This window comes from Burkholderia sp. BCC1640 (genome assembly GCF_902833125.1).
In the GTDB taxonomy this organism is placed as follows: Bacteria; Pseudomonadota; Gammaproteobacteria; order Burkholderiales; family Burkholderiaceae; genus Burkholderia; species Burkholderia diffusa.
In genome coordinates this window covers 42,622-67,733 of record NZ_CADFEF010000001.1, presented here as the reverse complement: position 1 = coordinate 67,733, position 25,112 = coordinate 42,622, and the positions used below count along the sequence as shown (strand labels likewise).

Here is a 25,112-nt window from a genome sequence, read left to right as displayed (position 1 = left end):
GCCACAATTATTTGCCGATTTTTTTCTGATAGCTTGAAGCTCCAGTTGATTGATGCAAGGAGCGGCAAGATGGACATGCATTGGATCGCGAGCGCGGCAGTACTGCTGGTCATGGCCGTGCTGTCGGCGTACCGCGAGGCGCTGAAGAACGAGCCGATTCGCCCGGGCCTCGAGCGGGGCGGCGTCCCGTATATCGAGGAATTCGAATCGTAAGAATTTGTATCCGGAAAATCGGTAATTTGTTTATGTGTCGGCGCCGGGTTCGGCAATATCGACCGGATTCGCGGATTATCTATTTTCTTGAAACATGGGCAATAGGTCCATATCGAAAATGAGCGGAGTGGAATTGGCCGTGCCGCCGGTTCTCGATATGCCGTTCGAAAAACAATTGCGCCGGGTCGCCCAGCGACGCGGCGCTGTCAACGCAATCAGGATGCGAACATGTTGAAAGTCACCAAGGCCGTGTTCCCCGTCGCCGGTCTCGGCACGCGGTTCCTCCCGGCAACGAAGGCGAGCCCGAAGGAAATGCTGCCCGTCGTCGACAAGCCGCTGATCCAGTACGCGGTCGAGGAAGCGATCAACGCGGGTATCACCGAGATGATCTTCGTGACCGGGCGCAGCAAGCGCGCGATCGAGGATCACTTCGACAAGTCGTACGAGATCGAGGCCGAACTCGAGGCGCGCGGCAAGGAAAAGCTGCTCGAACTCGTGCGCGGCATCAAGCCGAGCCACGTGAACTGCTTCTACGTGCGCCAGCCGGAAGCGCTCGGTCTCGGCCACGCGGTGCTGTGCGCGGAAAAGCTCGTGCACGGCGAGCCGTTCGCGGTGATTCTCGCCGACGACCTGCTGCACGGCGAACAGCCGGTGCTCAAGCAGCTCGTCGACGTGTTCGACCACTATCACAGCTCGGTAATCGGCGTCGAGACGATTCCGCGCGAGGACAGCCGATCGTACGGCGTCGTCGAAGGCCGCGAGTGGGAAGAGGACATCATCAAGCTGTCGGGCATCATCGAGAAGCCGGCGCCGGAAGACGCGCCGTCGAACCTCGGCGTGGTCGGCCGCTACGTGTTCATGCCGACGATCTTCGATCACCTGCGCAAGCTCAAGCCGGGCGCAGGCGGCGAGTTGCAGCTGACCGACGCGGTCCAGACGCTGCTCGCGAACGAGCAGGTGCTCGCGTATCGCTACTACGGCACGCGTTTCGATTGCGGCAGCAAGATCGGCTACCTCAAGGCGACCGTCGAGCTCGCGCTCCAGCATCCGGAAGTGAGCCGCGAATTCGAGGCGTACCTGCGTACGTGTCTGCCCGCGCTGGCTGCTGTCGCATAAGCAGCTGCGCTGCTCCGTTGTTTCAGGTGGTGGTTGTTCCGTTGGCCCCGGCTGCCTCGTGCGTCGGGGCTTTTTTGCGTGTGGACGAAGTGCGCGCGTGCGGCGGCGGGTGACCGGCGATGCGGATTTCGGGCGGATTCGAGCGGGTGCGTACGCGACGATTTTGGTATGCCGCCGGACGGTGATGCCGGTTCGAGCGCGCGTTGCGCGTTGCGCGGTGCGCCGGACACCGCGGCGTTGAAACCGGTGCCGGCGCGTCGGCCGCTTGCGCGCTGATGAACGAGGGTTGCGTACAGGCTGCGTCGCGTCCGCGCCGGTCTCGCGCTCAGCGCGGCGACGTGCTCGGCCGCGCGACGAAGTACCGGGCCAGCATCGCGGCGATCGGCTTCTTGAAGTCGAGCAGGCGCCGTTCCAGATAGCGCCACGACAGATGTGCGAGCAGCACGGCAAGCGCAAACTGCAGCAGTTCGGGCAGCACGTCCCGGACGATTCCGGGCATCGGCACGCGCGCGAACAGCGCGGGCATCTCCCCGAAACGTGCCGGGATCAGGTTGTGGAACAAGTAGAAGCCGTAGCTGATCGTGCCGAGATAGACGAGCGGCGCCCAGTCGAGCAGTGCCACGGCCGGATGGTCGGGTTCGGTGACGATCCACAGCATCAGCGCGCCGAGCGACGCGGACAGGCCGAGATCCGCGAGCCCCGTGACGACGTCCGGCAGCATCGTGAACGCGGGCAGCGCGAGGAAGAACACGACGCCGGCGGCGGCGAGCCAGCCGGGCGGAATGCGGCGGACGACGTCCTGGCCGCGATCGGCGAGCGCCATCGCACCGACGCCGCCCAGCGCGATCAGCGCGAAATTCCACGGGGAAAACGCGTAGATCAGCACCGGCGATGCATCGACCGCGTAGAGCGCGAGATGCGCGAGCGCGCACAGCGCGATGGCCGCGACGCCGAGCACGACATGGCGCGCGGCCGGCACCGCGAGCAGCGTGAGCGGCGCAATCAGATAGAACTGCTGCTCAACCGCGAGGCTCCAGAAGTGCGACGTGGAGCCCGGCCAGCCGTCCTTGACGACGCCGATCCAGTAATTCGACAGGAACGTGGCGTGCCAAGCGAGTCCGAGATCGACGCCGCGCTGGTAGAACAGCGCGTGCGCGATCGCGAGCGCGGCGAGCAGCAGGTAGTAGACGGGAAAGATCCGCAGCGCGCGCTTCGCGAGAAACAGCGCCAGCGCATGGCGGCGCGTCATCGCGCCGCACTCGATCGCCTGACGATTGCGATGCAGTTCGCCGACGATCAGGAATCCGCTGATGAAGAAGAACGTCCACACACCGAGCTTGCCCACGTCGACAGCGAGGACGTGGCCCTTGTGGGACAGGAAAACGAGGATGACGGCGATGGCTCGCAGGCCGTCGAGTCCTTTGACGTATCTGACTTCGCGCATGAAGGCATCCGGGGCACTGAGCGAGGTCAGTATAGGTGCGCAAATATCGAACGTAATTCGCGATCGGACGCGTTTGGACGTATACGTGAAGGCGTTTTTCGATGCTGGAGCGCCGTCGAAGTCGGTCGCGCGCAACAAAACCTGCGGGAAACCCCGCGAAAACGCATAAAAGTACTCCACGAAGCGTCAAGGCGCTTGTAGAATCCGGCGTTGAAGCGCGCGCGTTGCACGCTTCGTGTATCCAACGACCACACCTGGTAGGAGAAACATGGCGACTTCCGCAAAAAAGGTGGCCAAGAAGGCTGCCGCACCGGCCACCAAGAAAGTGGCTGCCAAAAAGGCTGCGCCCGCGAAGAAAGTAGTGGCCAAGAAGGCTGTCGCGAAGGCAGCACCGGCTGCTCCGACGCCGCTGAAGGACAAGTTCACGAAGGCATCGCTCGCAACGCACATCGCTGAGCGCGCAGCTGTCGAAGTGAAGGCGGTCAAGGCAGTGCTCGTCGCACTCGAGAACGTCGTGCTGGGCTCGGTTCACAAGAAGGGCGCAGGCGAGTTCACGCTGCCGGGTCTGCTGAAGATCACGGCGCAAGTCGTGCCGGCGAAGAAGAAGCGCTTCGGCAAGGATCCGTTCACGGGCGAAGAGCGCTGGTTCCCGGCAAAGCCGGCCAGCGTGCGCGTGAAGGCACGTGCGCTGAAGAAGCTGAAGGACGCGGCTGCGTAATGCCGCGTAACGGTCGCCGAATGCATGTCGGCGGCCGTTGCGATGTCCGACGATCCCCGTACGCGAAAGCGTACGGGGATTTTTATTGCGCCGCGCAAATTGAACGGCCGCGCCGGTATCGCACGGCGCGGATACGGCATGACGTGACGCGCATCCGGTGTTGCGGGCCGCTTGCGCGGATGGCCGGATCGTCGTGTTCGTGCCGGCGCGCGGCTGTGCATCGCCGCGCGTTGCGCGTGCGTCGCGCGGGGCTTGCGCGATGAACGCGACGATCGTTCCCGCCGAGATCGCCGAGATCGCCGAGCAGGTGACGGTCGCGTGCGCCGCGATCGAACGGCATCTCGGCGCGACGCTGCAGGCGATGCATCTGTTCGGTTCGGCGCTTGACGGCGGGCTGAAACCGCGCAGCGACATCGACCTGCTGGTGACGGTTGCCGCATCGCCGGGCGAAGCGGTGCGGCGCGCGCTGCTGCTCGACTTGCTCGACGTGTCTGCGCCGCCGCGGAGCGAGGCGCTTAGGCGCGCGCTGGAAGTAACCGTGGTCGTGCGCGGCGACGTGGCGCCGTGGCGTCATCCCGCCCGGCGCGAACTGCAGTTCGGCGAATGGCTGCGCCGCGATCTGCGCGCGGGTATCGTCGAGCCGGCATGCGTCGATCACGATCTGGCGATTCTGTTGACGAAGGTGCGGCAGCACGACGTTGCGCTGCGCGGGCCGCGCGCGGCCGCGTGGTTCGACGCGGTGCCCGCACGCGATTTCGTCGCCGCGCTCCTCGCCACGGTTGCACAGTGGAATGCCGAGCCCGACTGGCGCGGCGACGAATGCAACGTCGTGCTCGCGCTCGCACGCATCTGGTACAGCGCCGCGACCGGCAGGATCGCGCCGAAGGATGTCGCCGCGGCGTGGGCGCTGGAGCGCCTGCCCGACACGTACCGCCCCGTTCTGTCGGCCGCGCGTACCGTCTATGTGCGCGGTGACGGTGACGGTGACGGTGCCGATGCGCTGTTGTCGGGCCAACCGGTCGCCGCATTCGTGCGTTACGTGCGACGGATCGTCGAAGCCACGTTGTCGGCGTAGTCGCGCGCGAACGGTCGCTGGCCGCGATTGCGTCGCGGCACGATGCAATCCCGTCGACGGCCGCGGTCAGGCGCGTATCGCGCGCGCCGCGGGCGTGCCGATGCCCGCGCGAAGGAGGCCGCGGCGCCCGTGCTTCGTCAGCCCGCCGTGCCGGCGTAGGCGGCCTTCAGCGCGGCGACGTCGAACTTCGTCATCTGCATCATGGCCGAGGCCACGCGCGCCGCCTTGACCTCGTCACGGTCGGCCATCATCGGGATCAGCGCGTCGGGCACGATCTGCCATGAGACGCCGAAGCGGTCACGCAGCCAGCCGCAGCCGTCGGCCGTGCCGCCGTTGTCGAGCAACGCGCTCCAGTAGCGGTCGAGTTCCGCCTGGTCGGCGCAACTGATCATCAGCGAGATCGCGTGGTTGAACGTCTCGGTGCGCGGGTGGCTCATCGCGATGAACGGCTGGCCGAACAGCTCGAATTCGACCATCCGGGTGCCGCTGGTGCCGGGTACCGCCGTGACGCGCACGACGCGCGAGTTCGGGAAAATGCCCGCGTAGAAGGCCGCGGCTTCTTCGGCTTCCGTCGCATACCAGAGGAACGGCGTGATCTTCTGAATCGTCATGGAGCGTCTCCTGTCGGATGTCGGTGAAGGATGGGGCAATCTGCGTGCCGCCATCGATACGACGGATGAAGGCCGTCGAAATCGACAAGTCGAAGCATAGTGCTTCGCGTCGCTGTATCGAAATCGGCAGGGTGGGCGCGCAAGCGTCCGTTGCAATGGCGGATTCCGTCGTCGCGCGTCAGGGGGATATGGCGAGGTTCGCGCGGCGGCGTGCGCCTGACCGGCCGTATGCGGCCGTCGGACAGCAAGGGGTGTCCGGATGCCTCAGGACAGGCTTCCAGCGCGCGACAGGCGGCCCAGGAGGCGCTCCCGGCCGGTTGCCGTACCCAAGTGTCGACCACGGCCATCGCCCGCCACGGCGCCGCCGGCAACGGACGAAAAAAAACCAGCCACGGCCGAAACCGGTGACTGGTTTTGCAGTTCGGCGACATGGCGTCGGAGACGCCATGCACACCGGAAACGTACTTCTTAGAACTTGTGGCGCAGGCCGAGAGCGACCAGCTCTTGCGACTTCGTGCCGCCGTAGCCGTACGAGCCGATCGACGCTTGCGCATCTTGCGTCGTAGTGCCGTTCACGCGTTGCGTGCCGCTGGCGTGCTGGTAGCCGCCGATCAGGTAGACGTCCGTGCGCTTCGACAGCGAGTAGTCCGCGCCCAGCGAGACCTGATGATACTTTGCGTCCGTGTCGCCGCTCGCCTTCGTGTATGCGTAGCCGAGGCCCAGCAGCAGTGCCGGCGTTGCCTGGTAGTTCACGAAGGCGCGGCCGGTGTTGAACTTCTCGGTTTCCGCGAATGCCGACAGGCTGTCTGCCTTGTATTGCGCGTTGCTGTAGCCGAGGCCGAACGTCACCGGGCCGATTGCGTACTGGCCAGCGACTTGTGCAATGTTGATTGCCTTCGCCGTTGCGTATGCGCCGACGATCGGGTTGTTCGACACGCCGATGCCGGTTGCCGTCGGGCTCGACCAGCCGTCTGCGGCGGCCGAGCGATCGTTGCCGTTCTGCACGCGCAGGAAGCTGGCAGCGACGCCGATCGGGCCGTTGTTGTAGGCTGCACCGGCACTCCACGTCTGGCCTTGGCCCGTATGGCCGGCCACGCCGCCCAGTGCGTACATGCCTTCGACCTGGAAGCCTGCGAACACCGGCGACACATACTTGACCGCGTTGTTGACACGGATGCTGTTGTCGTTGTTGTCGACGTCACCCGGCGTGGCCATGATGCTGCCGAAGTAGTTGTCGCCCGTAACGGCTTGAACCATGTCGACAGACGGGTCGTACTGGCGACCCAACGTCAGCGTACCGTACTGGGCGTGGTCCAGGCCGACGTACGACTGACGACCGAACATGCGGCCACCCTGGTTCAGCTTGCCGGTGCCGACGTCAAAGCCGTTTTCCACTTGGAAAATCGCCTTCAGTCCGCCGCCCAGGTCTTCCGTACCCTTCAAGCCCCAGCGCGGGCCTTGCAGGTTACCGGACAGCATTTGCCACGAGTTGATTGCTTGACCGTTGTTGCCATGGACAAACGCGATCGACGTATCGATCACGCCGTACAGCGTGACGCTCGACTGAGCGTGAGCAGCGCCAGCGGCGCCCAGCAGGGCGAGCGAGAGGGTCGAGAGTGCGAGTTTCTTCATCGTTGAGTATCTCCACGCAAATGAATCGTCATTCGTTATTTGTTGCGGATTGGAGAATAGCTCAGTGCCATACGTGCAAGAAAGCTTAAAAAATAAAGTGTCTCGAAAAGGTAACAGCGGAAAAAAATCCATATATATCAAGGACATCAACGACTGTTCCTCTTTTTGAAATAGTTGACATTTGGTGCGCTGCGATTGTTGCAACTGTTGATGCGTTCGGCAGGAGAACGGCGGATTTCGCCGGTTCGTGCGCGGAAATCGAGGCATGCAAACGTTTGCCGTTGCAGCGCGCATCGCCTGCCGACGCAAAGAACGCGTCAACGTGCGCGAATGCCTGGCGGGCGGGGTGGTTGCGGAAAGGAAGGCGGTCGCGTAGGGCGGCGATACGACGCGCGCGGCGCGACCGCGGGAAGCAATACGTGGGGAATCAGTCGCCGCTTGCGCGATCGGTCGGCGTGGACGCGGCCGTGACCGCGGCGTTGCCGGTGCGGCGATGCGCATCGCCGCGCGCGGCCGCGAATTCCGCGCCGAGCAGCAGCACGGCCGCCGAGAAGTACAGCCACATCAGCAGGACCGCGAACGATCCGGCCGCGCCGAACGCGCTGGCCGTGCCCGCGCGCGCGAGGTACAGCGCGAACAGCTTCTTGCCGGTCGAGAACAAGATCGCGGACACGATCCCGCCGATCGTCGCGTCGCGCCATGCGACGCGCGCATCGGGCAGGAACTTCATCAGCGCGGCGAACGCGCCCGCGAGCACCGCGATGCCGACGAAGAACTGCAGCAGATTGGTGATCACGACGTACGGCGAATCGCCGAGCAGCCAGGTGCCGACGAACGTGATCGCGGTATCGAGCACCAGCGACACGATCAACAGGAACGCGACGCCGAGCACGAGCCCGAACGAAACCAGTCGCACCCGTACGAGCCCGAGCATGCTCGACCAGCGGCTTTCCGTGCTCGGCCAGATCACGCTCAGCGCGGTGTTCAGCGACGCGAACGTCGCCGACGCGCCGACCGCGAGCGCGGCGAACGAGATCAGCGTCGCGATTCCGCCGCGCTCGCCCGCGCGATGCGCGTTCTGCACGATCGTCTGGATGCTGGCCGCCGCGTCGTCGCCGATCAACTGATGCGCCTGCTCGAACACCTGGCCGCGTGCGGCGTCGTCACCGTAGAACCAGCCGGCCACGGCGATCACCATCACGAGCGTCGGCGCGAGCGAGAACGCAGAGAAGAACGCGATGCTCGCGGCCATCGCCGAGCAGCGGTCGGACGAGAAGCGCTTGAACGCGTTGAGTGCCCAGTTGGCCTGTTGTTGCGCGAGACGGGTGGCTTCGGACGTGATCGGTCGTTTCATGACGGTTCGGTTGGGCGTTGTACGCAAGGACATCGGCGGATCAGACAAATCGGTATTGATCCGAGGATTCGATCATAGTTGCCTGAACTGTCTATAATTCCTTTCAGTTTCACCTCACCCCACAAAAACGCCGAGACCATCATGCTACAAATGTCCCGGCGCCAGTTCCTGAAGGTGACGGCCACGTCGCTTGCCGGATCGAGTCTTGCCCTGATGGGCTTTTCTCCGACGGAAGCGCTCGCCGAGGTCCGACAGTACAAGCTGGCGCGCACAGTCGAAACGCGCAACACCTGCCCTTATTGCTCGGTGGGTTGCGGCATCCTGATGTATAGCCTCGGTGACGGCGCGAAGAACGCACAGCCGAGCATCATCCATATCGAAGGCGATCCCGACCATCCGGTCAATCGCGGCACGCTGTGCCCGAAGGGCGCGAGCCTGATCGATTTCATCCACAGCCCGAACCGCCTGACGCATCCCGAATACCGCGCGCCCGGCTCGGACAAGTGGGAACCGATCTCGTGGAACGACGCGCTCGACCGGATCGCGAAGCTGATGAAAGCGGACCGCGACGCGAACTTCGTCGAGACGGCCGAAGACGGCGCGAAGGTCAACCGCTGGCTGACCACCGGCATGCTGGCCGCGTCGGCGGGCAGCAACGAAGTCGGCTACCTGACCCACAAGACTATCCGTAGTCTGGGGATGCTCGCATTCGACAATCAGGCGCGTGTCTGACATGGCCCGACGGTGGCAGGTCTTGCCCCGACGTTTGGCCGTGGAGCGATGACGAACCATTGGGTCGACATCAAGAACGCGGACGTGATTCTCGTGATGGGCGGCAATGCAGCCGAGGCCCATCCGTGCGGTTTCAAGTGGGTAACGGAGGCGAAGGCGCACCGCAAGGCGCGGCTGATCGTCGTCGACCCGCGCTTCACGCGTACGGCCTCGGTGGCTGATTACTACGCGCCGATCCGCACCGGCACCGACATCGTCTTCCTGGGCGGTGTGATCAACTATCTGCTGACGAACGACAAGATCCAGCATGAGTACGTGAAGAACTACACGGACTTCTCGTTCATCGTGCGCGAGGATTTCGCGTTCAACGACGGCATCTATTCCGGCTACGACGCGGAGAAGCACGCGTACCCGGACAAATCGAGCTGGGACTACGAACGCGGCGACGACGGCTTCGTGAAGGTCGACCCGACGCTGCAACATCCGCGCTGCGTGTACAACCTGCTGAAGCAGCACTACGCACGCTATACGCCGGACATGGTGCAGCAGACGTGCGGCACGCCGAAGGAGAAATTCCTGAAGGTGTGCGAAATGCTCGCGACGACGGCCGTTCCCGGCCGCGCCGGCACGGTGCTGTACGCGCTCGGCTGGACCCACCATTCGATCGGCGCGCAGATCATCCGCACCGGCGCGATGGTGCAGCTGCTGCTCGGCAACATCGGCATCGCCGGCGGCGGCATGAACGCGCTGCGCGGCCACTCGAACATCCAGGGGTTGACCGACCTCGGGCTGATGTCGAACCTGCTGCCGGGCTACATGACGCTGCCGATGCAGGCCGAGCAGGATTTCGACGGCTACATCAAGAAGCGCACACAGCTGCCGCTGCGACCGAACCAGCTGAGTTACTGGAAGAACTACAAGGCCTTCCACGTCAGCTTCATGAAGTCGTGGTGGGGCGATGCGGCGACCGCCGAGAACAACTGGGCCTACGATTACCTGCCGAAGCTGGACAAGCAGTACGACCTGCTGCAGGCGATCGAGCTGATGAATGCCGGCAAGATGAACGGCTACATCTGCCAGGGCTTCAACCCGCTCGCGGCGGCGCCGTCGAAGGTGAAGACGGCGGCAGGCCTCGCGAAGCTGAAGTGGCTCGTGATCATGGATCCGCTCGCAACCGAGACGTCCGAGTTCTGGAAGCATCACGGCGACTACAACGACGTCGATGCGTCGAAGATCCAGACCGAGGTGTTCCGTCTGCCGACCACGTGCTTCGCGGAGGAAAACGGTTCGCTCGTCAGTTCGAGCCGCGTGCTGCAATGGCACTGGAAGGGCGCGGAGCCGCCGGGCCAGGCGCGCAGCGATCTCGAGATCATGTCGGGGCTGTTCCTGCGCATGCGCAAGATGTATCAGGCGGACGGCGGCAAGTATCCGGATCCGATCGTGAACCTGACCTGGCCGTACGCGAACCCGGAAAGCCCGACGCCCGAAGAGCTCGCGATGGAGTTCAACGGCCGTGCGCTCGCCGACTTGCCCGACCCGAAGGATCCGGCCAAGACGCTCGTGAAGAAGGGCGAGCAGCTCGCCGCGTTCGCGCAGCTGAAGGACGACGGCACGACCGCGAGCGGCTGCTGGATCTTCTGCGGTGCCTGGACGCAGGCCGGCAACCAGATGGGGCGGCGCGACAACTCGGACCCGACCGGCATCGGCCAGACGCTGAACTGGGCGTGGGCCTGGCCGGCCAACCGGCGGATCCTGTACAACCGCGCGTCGTGCGACGTGAGCGGCAAGCCGTTCGACCCGACCCGCAAGCTGATCGGCTGGAACGGCAGCGCGTGGAAGGGCGCCGACGTGCCGGACTTCAAGGCCGACGAATCGCCCGAGAACGGGATGGGTCCGTTCATCATGAACCCGGAAGGCGTCGCGCGTTTCTTCGCCCGCGCGGGGATGAACGAAGGTCCGTTCCCCGAGCACTACGAGCCGTTCGAGACGCCGCTCGCGGCGAATCCGCTGCACCCCGACAACCCGCAGGCGCTGAATAACCCGGCGGCCCGCGTGTTCCCGGACGACCGCGCGTCGTTCGGCAAGGTGTCGGAGTTCCCGCACGTCGCGACGACTTACCGGCTGACTGAGCATTTCCACTACTGGACCAAGCATGCACGGCTGAACGCGATCATCCAGCCCGAGCAATTCGTCGAGATCGGCGAAGATCTCGCGAAGGAAGTCGGCGTCGCGCACGGCGATCGCGTGAAGGTGTCGTCCAAGCGCGGCTACATCGTCGCGGTGGCGCTCGTCACGAAGCGGATCAAGCCGCTGACGATCGAGGGCAAGAAGGTCCAGACGGTCGGCGTCCCGTTGCACTGGGGCTTCAAGGGTCTGACGAAGCCCGGCTATCTCGCCAATACCCTGACTCCGTCCGTAGGCGACGGCAACTCGTACACACCGGAATTCAAGTCGTTCCTGGTGAAGGTCGAAAAGGCGTAAGGGGGAAGAGATGGCATTGCAATCGCTGGATATCAAGCGCGTCTCGGCCACCACGACGCCACCGCCCACGGTGCGCGAACCGGTGACCGGGAGCGTCGCGAAGCTGATCGATGTATCGAAGTGCATCGGCTGCAAGGCATGCCAGACGGCATGTATGGAGTGGAACGACCTGCGCGACGAAGTCGGCACCAACGTCGGCGTGTACGACAATCCGTCCGACCTGTCCGAGCACTCGTGGACGGTGATGCGGTTCTCCGAATACGAGAACCCGGCAGGCGACCTCGAGTGGCTGATCCGCAAGGACGGCTGCATGCATTGCGAGGATCCGGGCTGCCTGAAGGCGTGTCCGTCGCCGGGCGCGATCGTGCAGTACAACAACGGGATCGTCGATTTCCACGAGGAGAACTGCATCGGTTGCGGCTATTGCGTGACCGGCTGCCCGTTCAACGTTCCGCGGATCTCGAAGAAGGATCATCGCGCATACAAATGCACGCTCTGTTCCGACCGTGTCGCGGTCGGCCAGGAACCGGCCTGCGTGAAGACCTGCCCGACGGGCGCGATCGTGTTCGGTACCAAGGAGGACATGAAGCAGCACGCGGCCGAGCGGATCGAGGACCTGAAGGAACGCGGCTTCGAGCATGCGGGGCTGTACGACCCGCAGGGCGTCGGCGGCACGCACGTGATGTACGTGCTGCACCACGCGGACAAGCCGTCGCTGTACCACGGGCTGCCCGACAATCCGTCGATCAGCCCGATGGTGAAGCTGTGGAAGGGCATCGCGAAGCCGCTCGCGGTCGCCGGGCTCGCGCTGACCGCGCTGGCCGGGTTCTTCCACTACACCCGGGTCGGTCCGAACGAGGTCAGCGAGGACGAGGAAGCCGCCGCCCGCGACGAGGCGCGACGCATCAAGGAGGACGCAAAATGAAGCACGACGACCCCAACCTGATCGTCCGCTACACGCCGAACGAGCGCACGAACCACTGGATCACCGCGATCACGTTCGTGTTGCTCGCGCTGTCCGGGCTCGCGCTGTTCCATCCGTCGATGTTCTGGCTCACCGCGCTGTTCGGCGGCGGCCAGTGGACTCGGATCCTGCATCCGTTCGTCGGTCTCGTGATGTTCGTGTCGTTCGCGATTCTCGTGGTGCGCTTCTGGCACCACAACGTGCTCGACGCGGATGACCGGCAATGGCTGAAGCAGATCGATGACGTGCTGACCAACCAGGAAGACAAGCTGCCGCCCGTCGGGCGCTATAACGCCGGACAGAAGCTGCTATTCTTCACGTTGGTGGCGTGCCTGCTGTTGCTCCTGCTGTCGGGGATCGTGATCTGGCGACGCTACTTCTCGTTCTACTTCCCGATCGGGATGATCCGCGCGGCGGCCGTCGTGCATGCCGTGGCGGCCTTCGTGCTGATCGCGAGCATCATCGTGCACATTTACGCGGCGTTGTGGGTGAAGGGCTCGATCGGGGCGATGGTGCGCGGCACCGTCACGCTGGGCTGGGCCCGCAAGCATCACCCGAAGTGGTTCCGTGAAAGCGTGAAATAACGCACGGGAGCGGGGCGGTACGCCGATTGCGGCGCGCCGTCCCGCCTGCCGCCGGGACTGCCTGAAGAGCGCCGATCCGTCGGCGCTTGTTTTTTTGGATGACATTTTCGTGACACAACGCATTCTCGAACCGACCGAGATCTCGACGCTCGATCATTCGGCCATTCCGCGCTTTCGCCTGCCGGAGCGCGACACCGTGTTTGCCGCGCGTGCCGCACGGCTGCGCAAGCTCGCCGACCTGAACCCGATCAGCGGCTACCTGCGGCTGATGGCGACCGTCGCCGATGCGCAGCACGCGACGCTGCAGGCGCTGAACTTGCCGATGCCGTCGCCCGAAGCGATCGCGCGTGCGCAGCAGCATTCGATGCCGCTCGTGCCGGCGCTCGACGGCGAGCGCAACCCGCAGTGGCGGGCCGTGCTGTACGAACTGCTCGACCGCGTCGAAAGCGCCGGGCTCGTCAATCCGTCGCTCGCGAAGCTGCTCGACCGGCTGCGCCTGATGGCGCCCGCCGAACTCGACGCACAGGCCGACGCGATCCTCGCACTGCGCTTCGCCGAAGTCGATCCGGCCACCGCGCCGTTCCTGATGGCCGCGTTGCAGGTCGTCTGGACCGATCTCGCGAGCCGCGTCGCACCGGCCGACATCCCATATCTCGACCAGCCGGGGCTGTGCCCCGTGTGCGGCTCGCATCCGGTCGCGAGCGTCGTGCGCGTCGGCGGCCAGTTCCAGGGCTACCGTTTCCTTCAGTGCGGGCTGTGCACGACCGAGTGGCACATGGTGCGCACGAAATGTTCGCACTGCGACTCGACCAAGGGCATCGCCTACCACGGGATCGAGGGCGGCAGCGAAGCCGTCAAGGCCGAGTCGTGCGACGAATGCAAGACCTATCGCAAGATCGGCTACCAGGAGAAGGACTACGAGTTCGAGCCGCTGGCGGACGATCTCGCGAGCCTCACGCTCGATCTGCTGATGAACGAAGCCGGCTACCAGCGCAGTTCGCCGAACCCGCTGCTGTGGCCGGACATGTCGCGCGAAGCGGAGTGACGGCAGGCAGCCGGGGCGGGCGCGCGAGCGCCGGTGCCGGCTGCCCTGCCGCGCATGGAAATGGAGCCACCATTACGTGACCGAACCGGGTTTGAATGAATTGAATGCCGTCCTCGCGCGCGTGCCGTCGGTAGAGCGCGTGCTGTCGTCGGCGCCGCTGCAACCGCTGCTCGCCGACTATGGCCGCACCCGCGTGCTGAACGCGGTGCGCGCCGAACTCGAACGCTGGCGCGCCGCCGCTCAGCAGGATCCGCTGGCGGCCGAGCCGCTCGACGAGCCGCGCATCGCCGCGGCCGTCGCCCGCACGCTGGCCGCACAGAACGCGGGCACCGTGCGCCCGGTGTTCAACCTGACGGGCACCGTGCTGCACACCAATCTCGGGCGCGCGTTGTTGCCCGACGACGCGGTGCGTGCTGTGGTCGACGCGCTTACCCAGCCCGTCAATCTCGAATTCGATCTCGCCACCGGCCGCCGCGGCGATCGCGACGACCTGATCGACGATCTGCTGTGCGAACTGACCGGCGCGGAAGCCGCGACCGTCGTCAACAACAATGCCGCGGCCGTGTTGCTGACGCTGTCCGCGCTTGCGCCGAAACGCGAAGTGATCGTGTCGCGCGGCGAGCTGGTCGAGATCGGCGGTGCATTTCGCATTCCCGACATCATGAGCCGCGCGGGCGCGAAGCTGCGCGAGGTCGGCACGACCAACCGCACCCATCTGCGCGACTACGCGGATGCGATCGGCCCGCGCACGGCGATTCTGATGAAGGTGCACTGCAGCAACTACGCGATCAGCGGCTTCACGAAGGAAGTGACGCTGGCCGAACTCGCGCCGCTCGCGCGCGAGCACGGGCTGCCGGTCGCCGTCGATCTCGGCAGCGGCACGCTCGCCGACCTGACGCAGTGGGGCCTGCCGCACGAAACGACCGTGCAGGAAACCGTCGCCGCCGGCGCGAACGTGGTCACGTTCAGCGGCGACAAGCTGCTCGGTGGGCCGCAGGCCGGCCTGATCGTCGGCGATCGCGCGCTCGTCGCGAAGATCAAGAAACATCCGCTCAAGCGCGCGCTGCGCGTCGGCAAGCTGACGCTCGCCGCGCTCGAACCCGTGCTGCGGCTCTACCGCGCGCCGGAATTCCTGCGCGAGCGGCTCACCACGTTGCGCTTGCTGACGCGGCCGCAGCGCGATATCGCCGAGGCCGCCGAGCGCGTGCGCCCGGCGTTGCAGGCCGCACTCGGCAGCGGTTTCGACGTGACGGTCGAGCCGATGTTCAGCCAGATCGGCAGCGGTGCGCTGCCGATCGATCAGTTGCCGAGCGCCGGGCTCGTCGTGCGCACGCCGGACGGCAAGCGCGGCGGCCGCGCGCTCGCGCAACTCGAGAAGAAACTGCGCGAATGGCCGCGTCCGGTGATTGGCCGCATCGCCGACAACGCGCTGCGGCTCGACCTGCGTTGCCTCGAAGCGGCAGACGAAGCGGCATTCGTTGCGCAATGCGTGCAGGTCGCGGGGCCGGCTGCATGATCGTCGGTACCGCGGGGCACATCGACCACGGCAAGACCACGCTGGTGCGCGCGCTGACGGGCGTCGATACCGACCGCTTGAAGGAAGAGAAGGCGCGCGGCATTTCGATCGAACTCGGCTATGCATATACGCCGCTCGAGAACGGCGACGTGCTCGGCCTGATCGACGTGCCGGGCCACGAGAAGCTGATTCATACGATGGCGGCCGGCGCGTGCGGAATCGACTTCGCGCTGCTCGTGATCGCCGCCGACGACGGCGTGATGCCGCAGACCCGTGAGCATCTCGCGATCCTGCAACTGCTCGGCGTCACGCATGGCGCGGTCGCGCTGACGAAGTGCGATCGCGTCGACACCGCACGCCTGTCGGCGGTGCGCGACGAGATCGCCGCGTGGCTGCACGGCACGACGCTCGATGGCGCGCCGATCTTCGAAACCTGCGCGACGCGCGAGGACGATCCGGGCGTCGCCGCATTGAAGCGTCATCTCGCCGATGCGGCGCTGGCGTGGCGCGCACGTCGCGACGACGGCCTGTTCCGGCTCGCTGTCGATCGCGTGTTCACGCTCGCCGGGCAGGGCACCGTCGTGACGGGTACCGCGTTCGCCGGCCGCGTGGCGACCGGCGACACGCTCGCGGTCGTGCGCACTGGCGCCGCCGCGCGCGTGCGCAGCATCCATGCGCAGAACCGGCCGGTCGGCGCGGGCCGCGCGGGCGAGCGCTGCGCGCTGAACCTGGCCGGCGTCGACAAGGCGGACGTCGAGCGTGGCGATACCGTCGCGGACGCGCGGCTCGTCGCGACGTCGCCGCGTCTCGACGTCGACCTGACACTGCTGGCCGATGCGGGGCTCACGCTGACGCACTGGGCGCCGCTGCACGTGCATCTCGGCACGCTGCATCGCGTCGCGCACGTCGCGCTGCTCGACGGCGATACGCTCGCGGCCGGCCAAAAGATGCGCGTGCAACTGGTGTTCGACGAACCCGTGTTCGCGCTGCCGGGCGATCGCTTCATCGTCCGCAATCCGCAGGCGACGCGCACCGTCGGCGGCGGCCGCGTGCTCGACCCGTTCGGTCCCGCGCGCAAGCGCCGCACGCCCGCGCGTCGCGCATGGCTCGACGCACTCGCGGCATGGCTCGACGAAGGGCGGCTCGATGCGCTGCTTGCGCAGGCGCCGCTCGGTATCGCACGCACGATGCTCACGCACCTGACGGGCTTCGCGCCCGACGCGCTCGCGTTGCCGGACGACGCCCTGGCGATCGGCCAGCGCGAGCGTGCGTCGAACGACGGCACGGTGATCGCGCGAGCGCACTGGCATGCGCTGCAAGCGCGGGCGATCGACACGCTGCGCGCGTATCACGAGCGCGTGCCGGACGAGCAGGGGCTCGATGCGGCACGCCTGCGACGGATGGCGGCGCCGCTCGTCGGCGATGTGCTGTGGCGCGCGTTGGTCGATGCGCTGGTGGATGGCGGGGAGGTCGCGCGAAGCGGGCCGTGGTTGCATCTGCCGTCGCATGCGGTGAGTTTCGATGCGCGCGAGGAAGCGCTGGCGCAGCAACTGCTGCCGCTGATTCATGCGGGGCGCTTCGATCCGCCGTGGGTCCGCGATCTGGCGCGCGACACGGGTGCGGCCGAGGATGCCGTGCGCACGCTGCTGCGCAAGCTCGCGCGGCGCGGCGACGTGCATCAGGTCGTGCGCGACCTGTTCTATCACGCGGATATCGTGCGCGAACTGGCCGGGCTGGTTGCCAATCTCGCGCCGACGCGCGGCGGCGGGCTCGATGCGGCGACGTTTCGCGACGCGACCGGGCTCGGCCGCAAACGGGCGATCCAGATTCTCGAATTCTTCGATCGGGTTGGGTATACTCGCTTCCACCGCGATCTTCACTTCCTGCGGCCTGACAGCGGTTGGGTGGGTATACAGGCGTAGGCGCTCGTTGTTCTTTTGGTTTTTTCCCACGGAAGGCATTCGTATCCGGTGGTACGGCCGGGCTTCAAACCCGGTTGGGGGTGTCAGACACTCCCGGGTCAGTTCGACTCTGGCTGCCTTCCGCCACATTGGTTTTCGGCGATCCAGGCGCTCCATCGGGAGCGCTTTTTTCGTAAGTGGGGCGGGTTTTTCTGCACGTATCATGTCGGCGCTCTACGATTGGCCGATCTTCTTGACGGCTTCCGCGAGCCGGGCAGTTATCCGGCGAGCGAATCGCGCGAGTGTCGAACGAGGCTGCAACGATGAATTCTTGGCTTCGACCGAGCGACGATGATCTCTGCGCGCTTGCAACATGGCCACTGCTATGACGCACACGCGTTCGGTGCCCGGGGCGTTGCCCGAAATCGCCCTCGTGCCGGATAATCGCCGCATTATCCCGACAGAACGCGTATCACGCGGGTGCCAAGGATGTCTGAAGAATACGAAGTTCATGGTCCTCACGACCATGCGGTGGAACATCACGCGGCTCACGATGGTGATCACGGTACGTCGCGCATCGCGGTGCTGACGGCCGTGCTTGCCTGCTTCGGCGCGATATCTGCCTATCAGAGCGGTGCCGACGAAAGCCTTGCGTTGCTCTACAAGAATGACGCCGCGATCCGGAAAACCGAGGCTGCGAACCAGTGGGCCTACTATCAGGCGAAGGGCAATAAGCAGAACCTCGCCGAACTCGGTGCGGCGTTGAGCCCGGAGACGTCGCCGCAGCGAAAGCGGTTCGAGACGGATGCCGCGAGATACCGCGCCGACAAGGAGCCGATCCGGGCACGTGCCGAGGCACTGGAAAAGGAAGTCGAGAAGAACAACGTGGCGAGTGAGGAGCGGATGCACCGACACCATCGATGGTCGCAGGCGACGACCATCATCCAGATCTCGATTGCACTAGCAGCGATCACGATCCTCACGCGACGGTCATGGATGCAGGGTCTGTCGATCGGCGTGGCCGCGATTGGCATCGTGATCGCGGGTTTGGCCTTCTTTGGGGTTTGATTGACGGGGATGCCGTCACGGTCCAGTCGTGTTGCGCTCGTGTATGCGTGAGGTCACGCGCGCATCAGAGGTGATCGCGGAGGATTGGCACGAGACAGGGTTCTGGGGAGTTCCTGCCGTAGAGCGTGTAGCTAGAGGTCTCGGCGCACGCGCGACCTACGATTTCCGCCGAATTGAGGGGAGCTTACCTGGCGGTACGGTGCGAGCGGTGATTGTAGTCGGCTGCCTTCCGCCATTCCCACGCCATGTCTGTCTTGCAGCGGCCATGAAAAAAGGCCCGCGTACGCGGGCCTCGTTCAATCAGCAATTGCCTTTCTTTGCCTGTCCGGGCGGGCAGAACCCGTTCCCCGGCCCGCCTTGCGGTGCGACGACCACCGGCGGACCCGGAACATATGCGACGCACCCGCTGAGCGCGCCGACCACGCTCGCCGCCGCGAGCAATGCGATAACTCCTTTCTTCACTTCGTTCTCCCGTTTATTGATGAAAGGGCCGTGCGGCCCTTTCGATGATGCTGTCGATGCGTCAGAAACTGAAATTGACGTTCGACTGGCTGGTCGTTGCGTTGACGTTCGTCGATTGCGTTGCGCCCGACGCTGCGTCCGCCTCGATCGTATATTGTGCCGCGGCGCCCGGCGATGCAGCCAGCGCGACCGGCAGCGATCCCGAGTAAGTGCCGACGATCGGCGCGGCCGTGGGTACGTTGAGCGCATACGCGCCCGTATCCATGTTCGCGTTGATCGACGTGATCTCGTACGCGTTTGCATCGACGGTCTGCAGTGCGCGCACGAACGCGTCGGCGCTTGCCGTCACCGTGCCGCTGACCGTGCTCATCGTCGATGCCGGCAGAGCGATCGGCGCGTTCGACGTCGACACCGCCGTGGTCGTATTCACGACGACCGGAACCGAGCGCACGATGCCAGATGCGAAGTTGTTCTGCACGACCACCACATCGTAGTTGCCTTGCGTCGAGCTCTGAATCAGCGGCGACAGCACGAACTTCCCGGTACCGTCTGCAACCGTGCCGCGGACCACCTTGCCGCCTTGTTCCGCATACACGGTCGCGCCGGCTTCGGCCGATGCGACGTAACCGGAGATCGCGCCGCTCACGACCGTCGGGATCGCGGTGACGACCGGCTTCAGCGCATACGTGCCGTTGCCCCGTTGGACGATCGACTTGCACGCGTTGAAGTCGAGCACGAGGTCGACGAGCGTGTTCGGTTGAACCGTAAACGGCTGGATGATCTTGTAGCCGCTTTGCGTCGCGCTCGGCGTTGCAAGCGCCTGTTCCGTGCCGCCGGTCGGGACGACCGAGTTCGCGAGGGTGTTGCCCTGGTTCGGCGCGAGAACCAGGCGGACCTGTTGATACTGACCTGCCGGCAGGGCCGTCTGACCAATATCGGCGAGCACGCCGTTGGTCAGCGACAGCAGGTCGATCCTCTGCGGTGTGGCCAGCGTGATCGTCGACCAGCCGGCGTCGTTGTCGGAAGCATTCCCGTTCGCATTGACGCGAACCTGCGAAACGGTAATGAAGACATGATCGAAGCCGCATGAAGGCGCATCGGTCATCGCGACATGCAGCGTGCCGGTTTGCGGGCTGCCGCCATCGTCGCCGCCGCCGCACGCTGCAAGCGCGAACGGCACCGCTGCCGCACATAGTGCGGCCTTCCAGAATGTATTGTTCATTGTTTTGTCCCCCTCCGAGAAATTATTGTGGGTGCAACGAAGCATAGCGTCGGGGAACGTCCACAGTGTGGACAGCTTTGAAACGAACCGTAAATTCTGCGTCGGAGCGTAAGGGGAGGCGCTTCTCCACCGGTATTCGCGAACCGGCGGCACGCATTGCGGCGCACGGCGAATGAATCATGTTCTGGATCGATCGAGCAGGATGCGTGTCATTGGAATACGGCCCATTTCGCGATCGGCGAAAACTTGATCGGTGAAAGCACTGAATCCGCCCCGATTATTTCGCCGCTATAGTCGAAGCACGAACGGTAGTCGCGAGCGCCATGCGCCGCCCCCGTTCAGGTAACAACTGTAGACGGGTGCTGTATGAAAAACACAATCGAAAAGACCACCGGACCGGTATGGGGTGTGGCGGCAGGCGTGCTCCTGGCTGCCGCGGGACTGAGTCTCGGCATTTTCCCGAAGTCGCTGAACAGCATGGGAACCGCAAACGACTTCATGGCATCCGGCGTCGCGATGCTGGGGATCTTCCTCGTCGTCTATTCCACGCACGAACTACGACGAAAACGCCTGAACTGAGCGTCGGGGCACCGTCTCCGCGCAGAACGCTCCGGCCCAATTGCCGGCTCAGGAATGCGCGCGCCCGTCGGTGGAGCCGGAATCGACCAACAGGTCGTCGACGATGATTTCGCCGGCCGCCCGGCCGGCGCGCAGCGCGTTGAGGGTGTCGTCGAACAGGCGGCCGCCGTCGTCGCCGAGCCGGACCGGCGCCAGCAGGCGCGGCGCACTGCCGGCCGCGCGAACCTGCACGACCGCCACGAACCCGAACCGAAGCGTGGCGGGTGGCGGCGCGTGGTCGCGCGGTTCGTCGAGCCGGAATTCGCAGCGGACATCGATGGTGTATCCGCGGTAGGTGTACGCACTGTTCATCTGCAGCTCGCTCGGAAGGGAACGCGACGACGGACCGTGGGCGCATGATATCGGCTCGTGCGAGCCGGCGGGGGTGGGGTGTCTACCTACTTGAGGATTTCGTGCCGGTAGACGAGCTCGACGATGCGCTTCGTCGGGATGCTCGCGCGCAGCGCATCGACGTTGTCGATGCGAAACCACTTGCACTTCTCGATCTCGTTGCTCGCCTGGGCCTTGTGCTCCGGGCCGACTTCCGCGAAGAACACGTGGTGCACCTTCGCGAGCCCGGTGAACTGCATCGAATAGACGAGGTTCTGGCCGACGATGCCGGTTTCTTCCAGCAGTTCCCGATGTGCGGCCTCGAGCGGCGTTTCGCTGCGCTTGATCGTGCCGCCGGGCAGCGCCCAGCGCGACGAAACGCGCGCAACGAGCAAGACCTGTTGTTCGCGGTAGCAGACGACGGTCGCGCGTTCCTTGACGAGGACCGCACTGGCTTCCGGCGCATTGGTGGAGACGGGGGCTTGAGGCATGCCCCGATTCTAGCGAGACTCGGGCGCCCGGCCAAGCCGGAGCCGCCGAGCGCGACGCGGCCCGTCGGTCGGGCCGCGTCGTCATGGAGTGCGTAGCGTTACTTCTGTTCCGGCAAGAACCAGTTCATCACGAGCGCGCAGATGCCGCCCGTCGCGACGCCCGATTCCAGCACGTTCTTCAACGCATGCGGCAGGCTGTTCAGGATGTCCGGCACTTGCGACACGCCGAGGCCGAGCGCGAGCGACACCGCGATGATCAGCAGCGCGCGGCGATCGAGCTGGATGCCGGACAGGATGTTGATGCCCGATGCGGCCACCGCGCCGAACATCACCATCGCCGCACCGCCGAGCACGGGCTCGGGCACGGCCTGCAGCGCGCCCGCGACGACCGGGAACAGGCCGAGCACCACGAGCATGCCCGCGATCCAGATGCCGACGTAGCGGCTCGCGACGCCGGTAATCTGGATCACGCCGTTGTTCTGCGCGAACACGGAGCTCGGGAACGTGTTGAACACGCCGGCCAGCAGCGAGTTCGCGCCGTTCACGAGCACGCCGCCCTTGATCCGCTGCATCCACACCGGCCCCTCGACCGGCTCCTTGGAAATCTTGCTGGTGGCGGTGACGTCGCCGATCGCTTCGAGCGACGTGACGAGGTAGATGATCAGCATCGGCACGAACAGCGACCACGAGAAACCGATGCCGAAGTGCAGCGGCGTCGGGACCTGGAACACCGCGGCCTGATGCACGCCCGTGAAGTCGAGGCGGCCGAGCACCGCGGCCGCGGCATAGCCGATCGCGAGCGCGATCACGAGCGCGGTGCTGCGCACCCACACGATCGGCACGCGGTTCAGCAGGATGATCGTGCCGAGCACGAGGCACGACAGCGTCAGGTTCTGGGCGCTCGCGAACGTGCCGTTGGCCATCGCGCCGTAGCCGCCGCCCATGCTGATGAGGCCGACCTTGATCAGCGTGAGGCCGATCAGCAGCACGACGATGCCGGTGACGAGCGGCGTGATCAGGCGCTTCACGAACGGCAGGATGCGCGACACGCCCATCTCGACGAACGAACCGGCGATCACGACGCCGAAGATCGCGGCCATCACGGTCTCGACCGGCGTGCCCTGCTTGACCATCACGCTGCCGCCGGCGATCAGCGGGCCGACGAAGTTGAAGCTGGTGCCCTGCACGATCAGGAGGCCGGCGCCGAGCGGACCGAAGCGCTTGCACTGCACGAAGGTCGCGATACCGGAAATCACCAGCGACATCGACACGATAAGGGTCGTATCGCGGCTCGATACGCCGAGCGCCTGGCAGATCAGCAGGCCGGGCGTGACGATCGGCACGATGATCGCCAGCAGGTGCTGGAGCGCCGCGACGAAGGCGACCATCGGCGCAGGCCGGTCATTGGGGCCATAGACGAGGTCGCGCGACGAATCTGCGTCGTCGGCACCGTGGGAGGCGGATCGGGCGGGGGAGGCGGGTTGCATGGCGAGCGGGCCGGACAGGATGGAAAGTGCGGCATTTTAGCCGAAGGGCCCGCCGGCGCCGTCGGGCGCGTTGCAATGGCCGCGCTTCGGTGCGCGCGGTGCGCGGGCCGCCGGATACGCGCGTTTGCACACGTCGATGACGGCCTCGCGCAGACGGCGATGCACGGGATCGCGCTGCATCCGCGGATGCCAGAGCGCGGAGATCAGGATCTCGGGCAGCCGGACCGGTATCGCGAAGCTGCGCAGCCCCAGTGCGTCCACGAGCCCCGGCGTGAAGGCGTTGCCGAGGCTCGAGCGCGGCACGAGCGCAATCAGGTCGGTGCCGGCCGCGACGCGCATTGCATCGGGGTAGCCGGGCACCACGACCTGCACGATGTGAGCGGGCGCGAGCGTGTCTGCCGGATCGTTCGCCGGCCCGCCGAAGTCGCCGAGCTGCGATGCGATCACGTGACGGCAGGCCGCGTAGCGCGCAGGCGTGATCCTGGCCGCCGCGAACAGCGGATGCCCGGCGCGCGCCACCGCGACGTGTCCGTCGTGAAAGAGCTCGCGCGTGTGCAGCTCGGGCGCGTCGTCGCCGCGCTTGCCGATTTCCAGGTCGACCGTGCCGTCGCGCAGCGGCCCCGGATCGCGGTCGAGCCTGGCGACGAAACGCACGCGCACGCCGGTTGCGATGTCGCCGATCGTGGCGACCACCGGGCCGGCGAGCATGTCCATGAACGACGCGGCCGCCCGGATGGTGAACGTGGACGACAGCGTGGCCATGTCGACGTCGGCCGAGGCCGGACGAAGCACGGCACGCGCGTCGCTCGCGATGGCGTGCACGCGATCGCGCAATGCCGATGCGTGCGGCGTCGGCACGAGCCGGCGTCCGGCACGCACGAGCAGTGGATCGCCCGTGGTGGTGCGCAGTCGCGTGAGCGTGCGGCTCATCGCGGAGGTGCTCAGTCCGAGCCGGCGCGCGGCGCCGGTCACGCTCCCTTCGGTCAGCAGCACGTCGAGCGCGGCGACGAGGTTCAGGTCGATGTCTTCCATCCGGACAGCATACGACATCGCACGGCATGACAGGGCGTTCAACGCAACTATTGGTTGAGTTTGGTGCGTCTGGTGCATGTGATGGTGCGCGCCTATAGTGGCCGGATGACGAACTCCGGCAAAGGTGAAATCCATGCAATCGACCGTATCGAACCCCAGGACACCGTCGATCCTGCTCGTCGCGGCCTCGCGCGGCCTCGGGCTCGCGATGGCGGAACAATTCCTGAACAAGGGCTGGCACGTCACCGGAACCGTGCGCGCGGCACCGGCGCGCACGCAGCTGCACGCGCTCGCCGAACGCTTCGACGGACGGCTCGAGATCGAGACGCTCGATATCTGCGCGCCGGAACAATTGGCCGCACTGCGTGCGCGTTTGTCGGGCCGGCGCTTCGACATGCTGTTCGTGAACGCCGGCACGACCAACGACCCGAACGAAACGATCGGCGACGTCACGACCGACGAATTCGTGCGCGTGATGATCACGAATGCGCTGGCGCCGATGCGCGTGATCGAGGCGCTGCAGGATCTCGTGACCCCGGATGGCCTGATCGGCGCGATGTCGTCGGGGCAGGGAAGCGTCGCGAACAACGTGAGCGGCATGCGCGAGGTCTACCGTGGCAGCAAGGCCGCGCTGAACCAGTTCATGCGCAGTTTCGCAGCGCGCCAGGCCGGCACGCCGCGCGCGATGGTGCTGATGGCGCCGGGCTGGGTCCGCACGGAACTCGGCGGGCCCGATGCGCGATTGACGATCGACGAAAGCGTGCCGAGCCTCGTGAACGTGTTGATCGGGAAGCAACGGCGCGCCGGGCTCGAATACCTCGATTACCAGGGGCATACCGTGCCGTGGTAGCGGCCGGCGCAGCGGGGCGCGTGACGATGCGCTGCGCACGCGGCGCCGATTCAATACAATGCGACGTCGGGGCGTCGGCACCGCGTCGGGCCGCCGACCGCCACTTTCGGCGCGCAATCGCGCATGGTGGAATGACGGCCCGTCATGACGGGCCGCTGGCGAATAC

Annotated in this window: 22 protein-coding genes and 1 tRNA gene; 14 read left to right on the top strand and 9 right to left on the bottom strand. The window is 65.7% G+C overall.

All coding sequences use genetic code 11. The features are described from left to right. Positions 1-69: 69 nt before the first annotated feature. Both HWX25_RS00320 and galU read left to right on the top strand, forming a co-directional pair. Positions 70-213 carry a hypothetical protein gene (locus tag HWX25_RS00320; protein WP_006479318.1) on the top strand — a complete coding sequence of 48 codons (144 nt, stop codon included), beginning with the start codon at positions 70-72 and terminating at the stop codon, positions 211-213. 228 nt (positions 214-441) lie between these two features. Then, a complete protein-coding gene (gene galU, locus HWX25_RS00315) occupies positions 442-1,329 on the top strand; it encodes a UTP--glucose-1-phosphate uridylyltransferase GalU (protein ID WP_034179975.1) in 888 nt (295 codons plus the stop codon). Between the two features lie 325 nt (positions 1,330-1,654). Here galU and HWX25_RS00310 read toward each other — a convergent pair whose 3' ends face one another. Then, positions 1,655-2,773 carry an acyltransferase gene (locus HWX25_RS00310; protein ID WP_175906416.1) on the bottom strand — a complete coding sequence of 373 codons (1,119 nt, stop codon included), beginning with the start codon at positions 2,771-2,773 and terminating at the stop codon, positions 1,655-1,657. Positions 2,774-3,041: 268 nt separating this feature from the next. Between HWX25_RS00310 and HWX25_RS00305 the strand changes: the two genes are divergently transcribed. After that, complete coding sequence (locus HWX25_RS00305; protein WP_011548077.1) at positions 3,042-3,491, top strand: HU family DNA-binding protein; 450 nt, start codon at positions 3,042-3,044, stop codon at positions 3,489-3,491. A 259-nt stretch (positions 3,492-3,750) separates the two neighbouring features. Then, positions 3,751-4,566, top strand: a complete 816-nt coding sequence (locus HWX25_RS00300) for an aminoglycoside adenylyltransferase family protein (RefSeq protein WP_175906414.1) — start codon at positions 3,751-3,753, stop codon at positions 4,564-4,566. A gap of 137 nt (positions 4,567-4,703) precedes the next feature. On the opposite strand, the gene HWX25_RS00295 is transcribed toward HWX25_RS00300, so the two are convergent. The 3 genes from HWX25_RS00295 to HWX25_RS00285 form a co-directional block, all read right to left on the bottom strand. Next, positions 4,704-5,177 (bottom strand): VOC family protein, encoded by a 474-nt coding sequence (locus HWX25_RS00295; protein WP_175906412.1) that lies wholly within the window; start codon positions 5,175-5,177, stop codon positions 4,704-4,706. Positions 5,178-5,645: 468 nt separating this feature from the next. After that, complete coding sequence (locus tag HWX25_RS00290; RefSeq protein WP_175906410.1) at positions 5,646-6,809, bottom strand: porin; 1,164 nt, start codon at positions 6,807-6,809, stop codon at positions 5,646-5,648. 427 nt (positions 6,810-7,236) lie between these two features. Continuing rightward, positions 7,237-8,163 carry a YihY/virulence factor BrkB family protein gene (locus HWX25_RS00285; RefSeq protein WP_175906408.1) on the bottom strand — a complete coding sequence of 309 codons (927 nt, stop codon included), beginning with the start codon at positions 8,161-8,163 and terminating at the stop codon, positions 7,237-7,239. Between the two features lie 141 nt (positions 8,164-8,304). Here HWX25_RS00285 and fdnG point away from each other — a divergent pair, with 141 nt between their 5' ends. The 8 genes from fdnG to HWX25_RS00245 all read left to right on the top strand — a co-directional run bounded on the left by fdnG (position 8,305) and on the right by HWX25_RS00245 (position 18,454). After that, positions 8,305-11,376 carry a formate dehydrogenase-N subunit alpha gene (gene fdnG, locus HWX25_RS00280; protein ID WP_159085697.1) on the top strand — a complete coding sequence of 1,024 codons (3,072 nt, stop codon included), beginning with the start codon at positions 8,305-8,307 and terminating at the stop codon, positions 11,374-11,376. A 10-nt stretch (positions 11,377-11,386) separates the two neighbouring features. Next, positions 11,387-12,301 carry a formate dehydrogenase subunit beta gene (gene fdxH, locus HWX25_RS00275; RefSeq protein WP_059524795.1) on the top strand — a complete coding sequence of 305 codons (915 nt, stop codon included), beginning with the start codon at positions 11,387-11,389 and terminating at the stop codon, positions 12,299-12,301. Further along, positions 12,298-12,924 (top strand): formate dehydrogenase subunit gamma, encoded by a 627-nt coding sequence (locus tag HWX25_RS00270; RefSeq protein WP_059524797.1) that lies wholly within the window; start codon positions 12,298-12,300, stop codon positions 12,922-12,924. The genes fdxH and HWX25_RS00270 overlap by 4 nt, the downstream gene beginning before the upstream one ends. A 109-nt stretch (positions 12,925-13,033) precedes the next feature. Continuing rightward, a complete protein-coding gene (gene fdhE / locus HWX25_RS00265) occupies positions 13,034-13,969 on the top strand; it encodes a formate dehydrogenase accessory protein FdhE (RefSeq protein WP_175906405.1) in 936 nt (311 codons plus the stop codon). Between the two features lie 76 nt (positions 13,970-14,045). After that, the gene (selA, locus tag HWX25_RS00260) at positions 14,046-15,485 is read left to right on the top strand and encodes an L-seryl-tRNA(Sec) selenium transferase (RefSeq protein WP_175906403.1); all 1,440 of its coding nucleotides are present in this window, start codon (positions 14,046-14,048) and stop codon (positions 15,483-15,485) included. After that, positions 15,482-17,407: a selenocysteine-specific translation elongation factor gene (selB, locus tag HWX25_RS00255; RefSeq protein WP_059818815.1), complete on the top strand. Its 1,926-nt coding sequence runs from the start codon at positions 15,482-15,484 to the stop codon at positions 17,405-17,407. The genes selA and selB overlap by 4 nt, the downstream gene beginning before the upstream one ends. 30 nt (positions 17,408-17,437) lie before the next feature. Next, a tRNA-Sec gene (locus HWX25_RS00250) sits at positions 17,438-17,533 on the top strand. A 342-nt stretch (positions 17,534-17,875) separates the two neighbouring features. Next, positions 17,876-18,454 carry a DUF4337 domain-containing protein gene (locus HWX25_RS00245; protein WP_059699963.1) on the top strand — a complete coding sequence of 193 codons (579 nt, stop codon included), beginning with the start codon at positions 17,876-17,878 and terminating at the stop codon, positions 18,452-18,454. A 523-nt stretch (positions 18,455-18,977) separates the two neighbouring features. On the opposite strand, the gene HWX25_RS00240 is transcribed toward HWX25_RS00245, so the two are convergent. Then, entirely contained in the window at positions 18,978-20,138 is a 1,161-nt protein-coding gene (locus HWX25_RS00240) for a DUF4382 domain-containing protein (RefSeq protein ID WP_175906401.1), read from the bottom strand. Between the two features lie 366 nt (positions 20,139-20,504). Between HWX25_RS00240 and HWX25_RS00235 the strand changes: the two genes are divergently transcribed. Next, a complete protein-coding gene (locus HWX25_RS00235) occupies positions 20,505-20,717 on the top strand; it encodes a hypothetical protein (RefSeq protein WP_059524815.1) in 213 nt (70 codons plus the stop codon). Positions 20,718-20,765: 48 nt separating this feature from the next. Here HWX25_RS00235 and HWX25_RS00230 read toward each other — a convergent pair whose 3' ends face one another. From HWX25_RS00230 to HWX25_RS00215, 4 genes are all read right to left on the bottom strand, one after another. Beyond that, positions 20,766-21,068, bottom strand: coding sequence for a hydrogenase maturation factor (locus HWX25_RS00230; protein ID WP_175906399.1), 303 nt, complete (start codon positions 21,066-21,068; stop codon positions 20,766-20,768). Positions 21,069-21,154: 86 nt separating this feature from the next. Next, on the bottom strand, positions 21,155-21,577 hold the full coding sequence (locus tag HWX25_RS00225) for an NUDIX hydrolase (protein WP_175906397.1): 423 nt from the start codon (positions 21,575-21,577) through the stop codon (positions 21,155-21,157). A gap of 98 nt (positions 21,578-21,675) precedes the next feature. Further along, positions 21,676-23,064, bottom strand: coding sequence for a uracil-xanthine permease family protein (locus tag HWX25_RS00220; RefSeq protein WP_059818823.1), 1,389 nt, complete (start codon positions 23,062-23,064; stop codon positions 21,676-21,678). A gap of 36 nt (positions 23,065-23,100) precedes the next feature. Continuing rightward, complete coding sequence (locus HWX25_RS00215; protein ID WP_175906863.1) at positions 23,101-24,096, bottom strand: LysR family transcriptional regulator; 996 nt, start codon at positions 24,094-24,096, stop codon at positions 23,101-23,103. A 133-nt stretch (positions 24,097-24,229) separates the two neighbouring features. Between HWX25_RS00215 and HWX25_RS00210 the strand changes: the two genes are divergently transcribed. Beyond that, positions 24,230-24,946, top strand: coding sequence for an SDR family oxidoreductase (locus HWX25_RS00210; protein WP_175906395.1), 717 nt, complete (start codon positions 24,230-24,232; stop codon positions 24,944-24,946). Positions 24,947-25,112 lie beyond the last annotated feature (166 nt).

Excerpts from the sequence above, each read along its gene's own strand:
- HWX25_RS00320 (WP_006479318.1), top strand. The coding sequence starts at position 70 with ATGGACATGCATTGGATCGCGAGCGCGGCAGTACTGCTGGTCATGGCC.
- galU (WP_034179975.1), top strand. The coding sequence starts at position 442 with ATGTTGAAAGTCACCAAGGCCGTGTTCCCCGTCGCCGGTCTCGGCACG.
- HWX25_RS00310 (WP_175906416.1), bottom strand. The coding sequence starts at position 2,773 with ATGCGCGAAGTCAGATACGTCAAAGGACTCGACGGCCTGCGAGCCATC.
- HWX25_RS00305 (WP_011548077.1), top strand. The coding sequence starts at position 3,042 with ATGGCGACTTCCGCAAAAAAGGTGGCCAAGAAGGCTGCCGCACCGGCC.
- HWX25_RS00300 (WP_175906414.1), top strand. The coding sequence starts at position 3,751 with ATGAACGCGACGATCGTTCCCGCCGAGATCGCCGAGATCGCCGAGCAG.
- HWX25_RS00295 (WP_175906412.1), bottom strand. The coding sequence starts at position 5,177 with ATGACGATTCAGAAGATCACGCCGTTCCTCTGGTATGCGACGGAAGCC.
- HWX25_RS00290 (WP_175906410.1), bottom strand. The coding sequence starts at position 6,809 with ATGAAGAAACTCGCACTCTCGACCCTCTCGCTCGCCCTGCTGGGCGCC.
- HWX25_RS00285 (WP_175906408.1), bottom strand. The coding sequence starts at position 8,163 with ATGAAACGACCGATCACGTCCGAAGCCACCCGTCTCGCGCAACAACAG.
- fdxH (WP_059524795.1), top strand. The coding sequence starts at position 11,387 with ATGGCATTGCAATCGCTGGATATCAAGCGCGTCTCGGCCACCACGACG.
- HWX25_RS00270 (WP_059524797.1), top strand. The coding sequence starts at position 12,298 with ATGAAGCACGACGACCCCAACCTGATCGTCCGCTACACGCCGAACGAG.
- selB (WP_059818815.1), top strand. The coding sequence starts at position 15,482 with ATGATCGTCGGTACCGCGGGGCACATCGACCACGGCAAGACCACGCTG.
- HWX25_RS00245 (WP_059699963.1), top strand. The coding sequence starts at position 17,876 with ATGTCTGAAGAATACGAAGTTCATGGTCCTCACGACCATGCGGTGGAA.
- HWX25_RS00240 (WP_175906401.1), bottom strand. The coding sequence starts at position 20,138 with ATGAACAATACATTCTGGAAGGCCGCACTATGTGCGGCAGCGGTGCCG.
- HWX25_RS00235 (WP_059524815.1), top strand. The coding sequence starts at position 20,505 with ATGAAAAACACAATCGAAAAGACCACCGGACCGGTATGGGGTGTGGCG.
- HWX25_RS00230 (WP_175906399.1), bottom strand. The coding sequence starts at position 21,068 with ATGAACAGTGCGTACACCTACCGCGGATACACCATCGATGTCCGCTGC.
- HWX25_RS00225 (WP_175906397.1), bottom strand. The coding sequence starts at position 21,577 with ATGCCTCAAGCCCCCGTCTCCACCAATGCGCCGGAAGCCAGTGCGGTC.
- HWX25_RS00220 (WP_059818823.1), bottom strand. The coding sequence starts at position 23,064 with ATGCAACCCGCCTCCCCCGCCCGATCCGCCTCCCACGGTGCCGACGAC.
- HWX25_RS00215 (WP_175906863.1), bottom strand. The coding sequence starts at position 24,096 with ATGGAAGACATCGACCTGAACCTCGTCGCCGCGCTCGACGTGCTGCTG.
- HWX25_RS00210 (WP_175906395.1), top strand. The coding sequence starts at position 24,230 with ATGCAATCGACCGTATCGAACCCCAGGACACCGTCGATCCTGCTCGTC.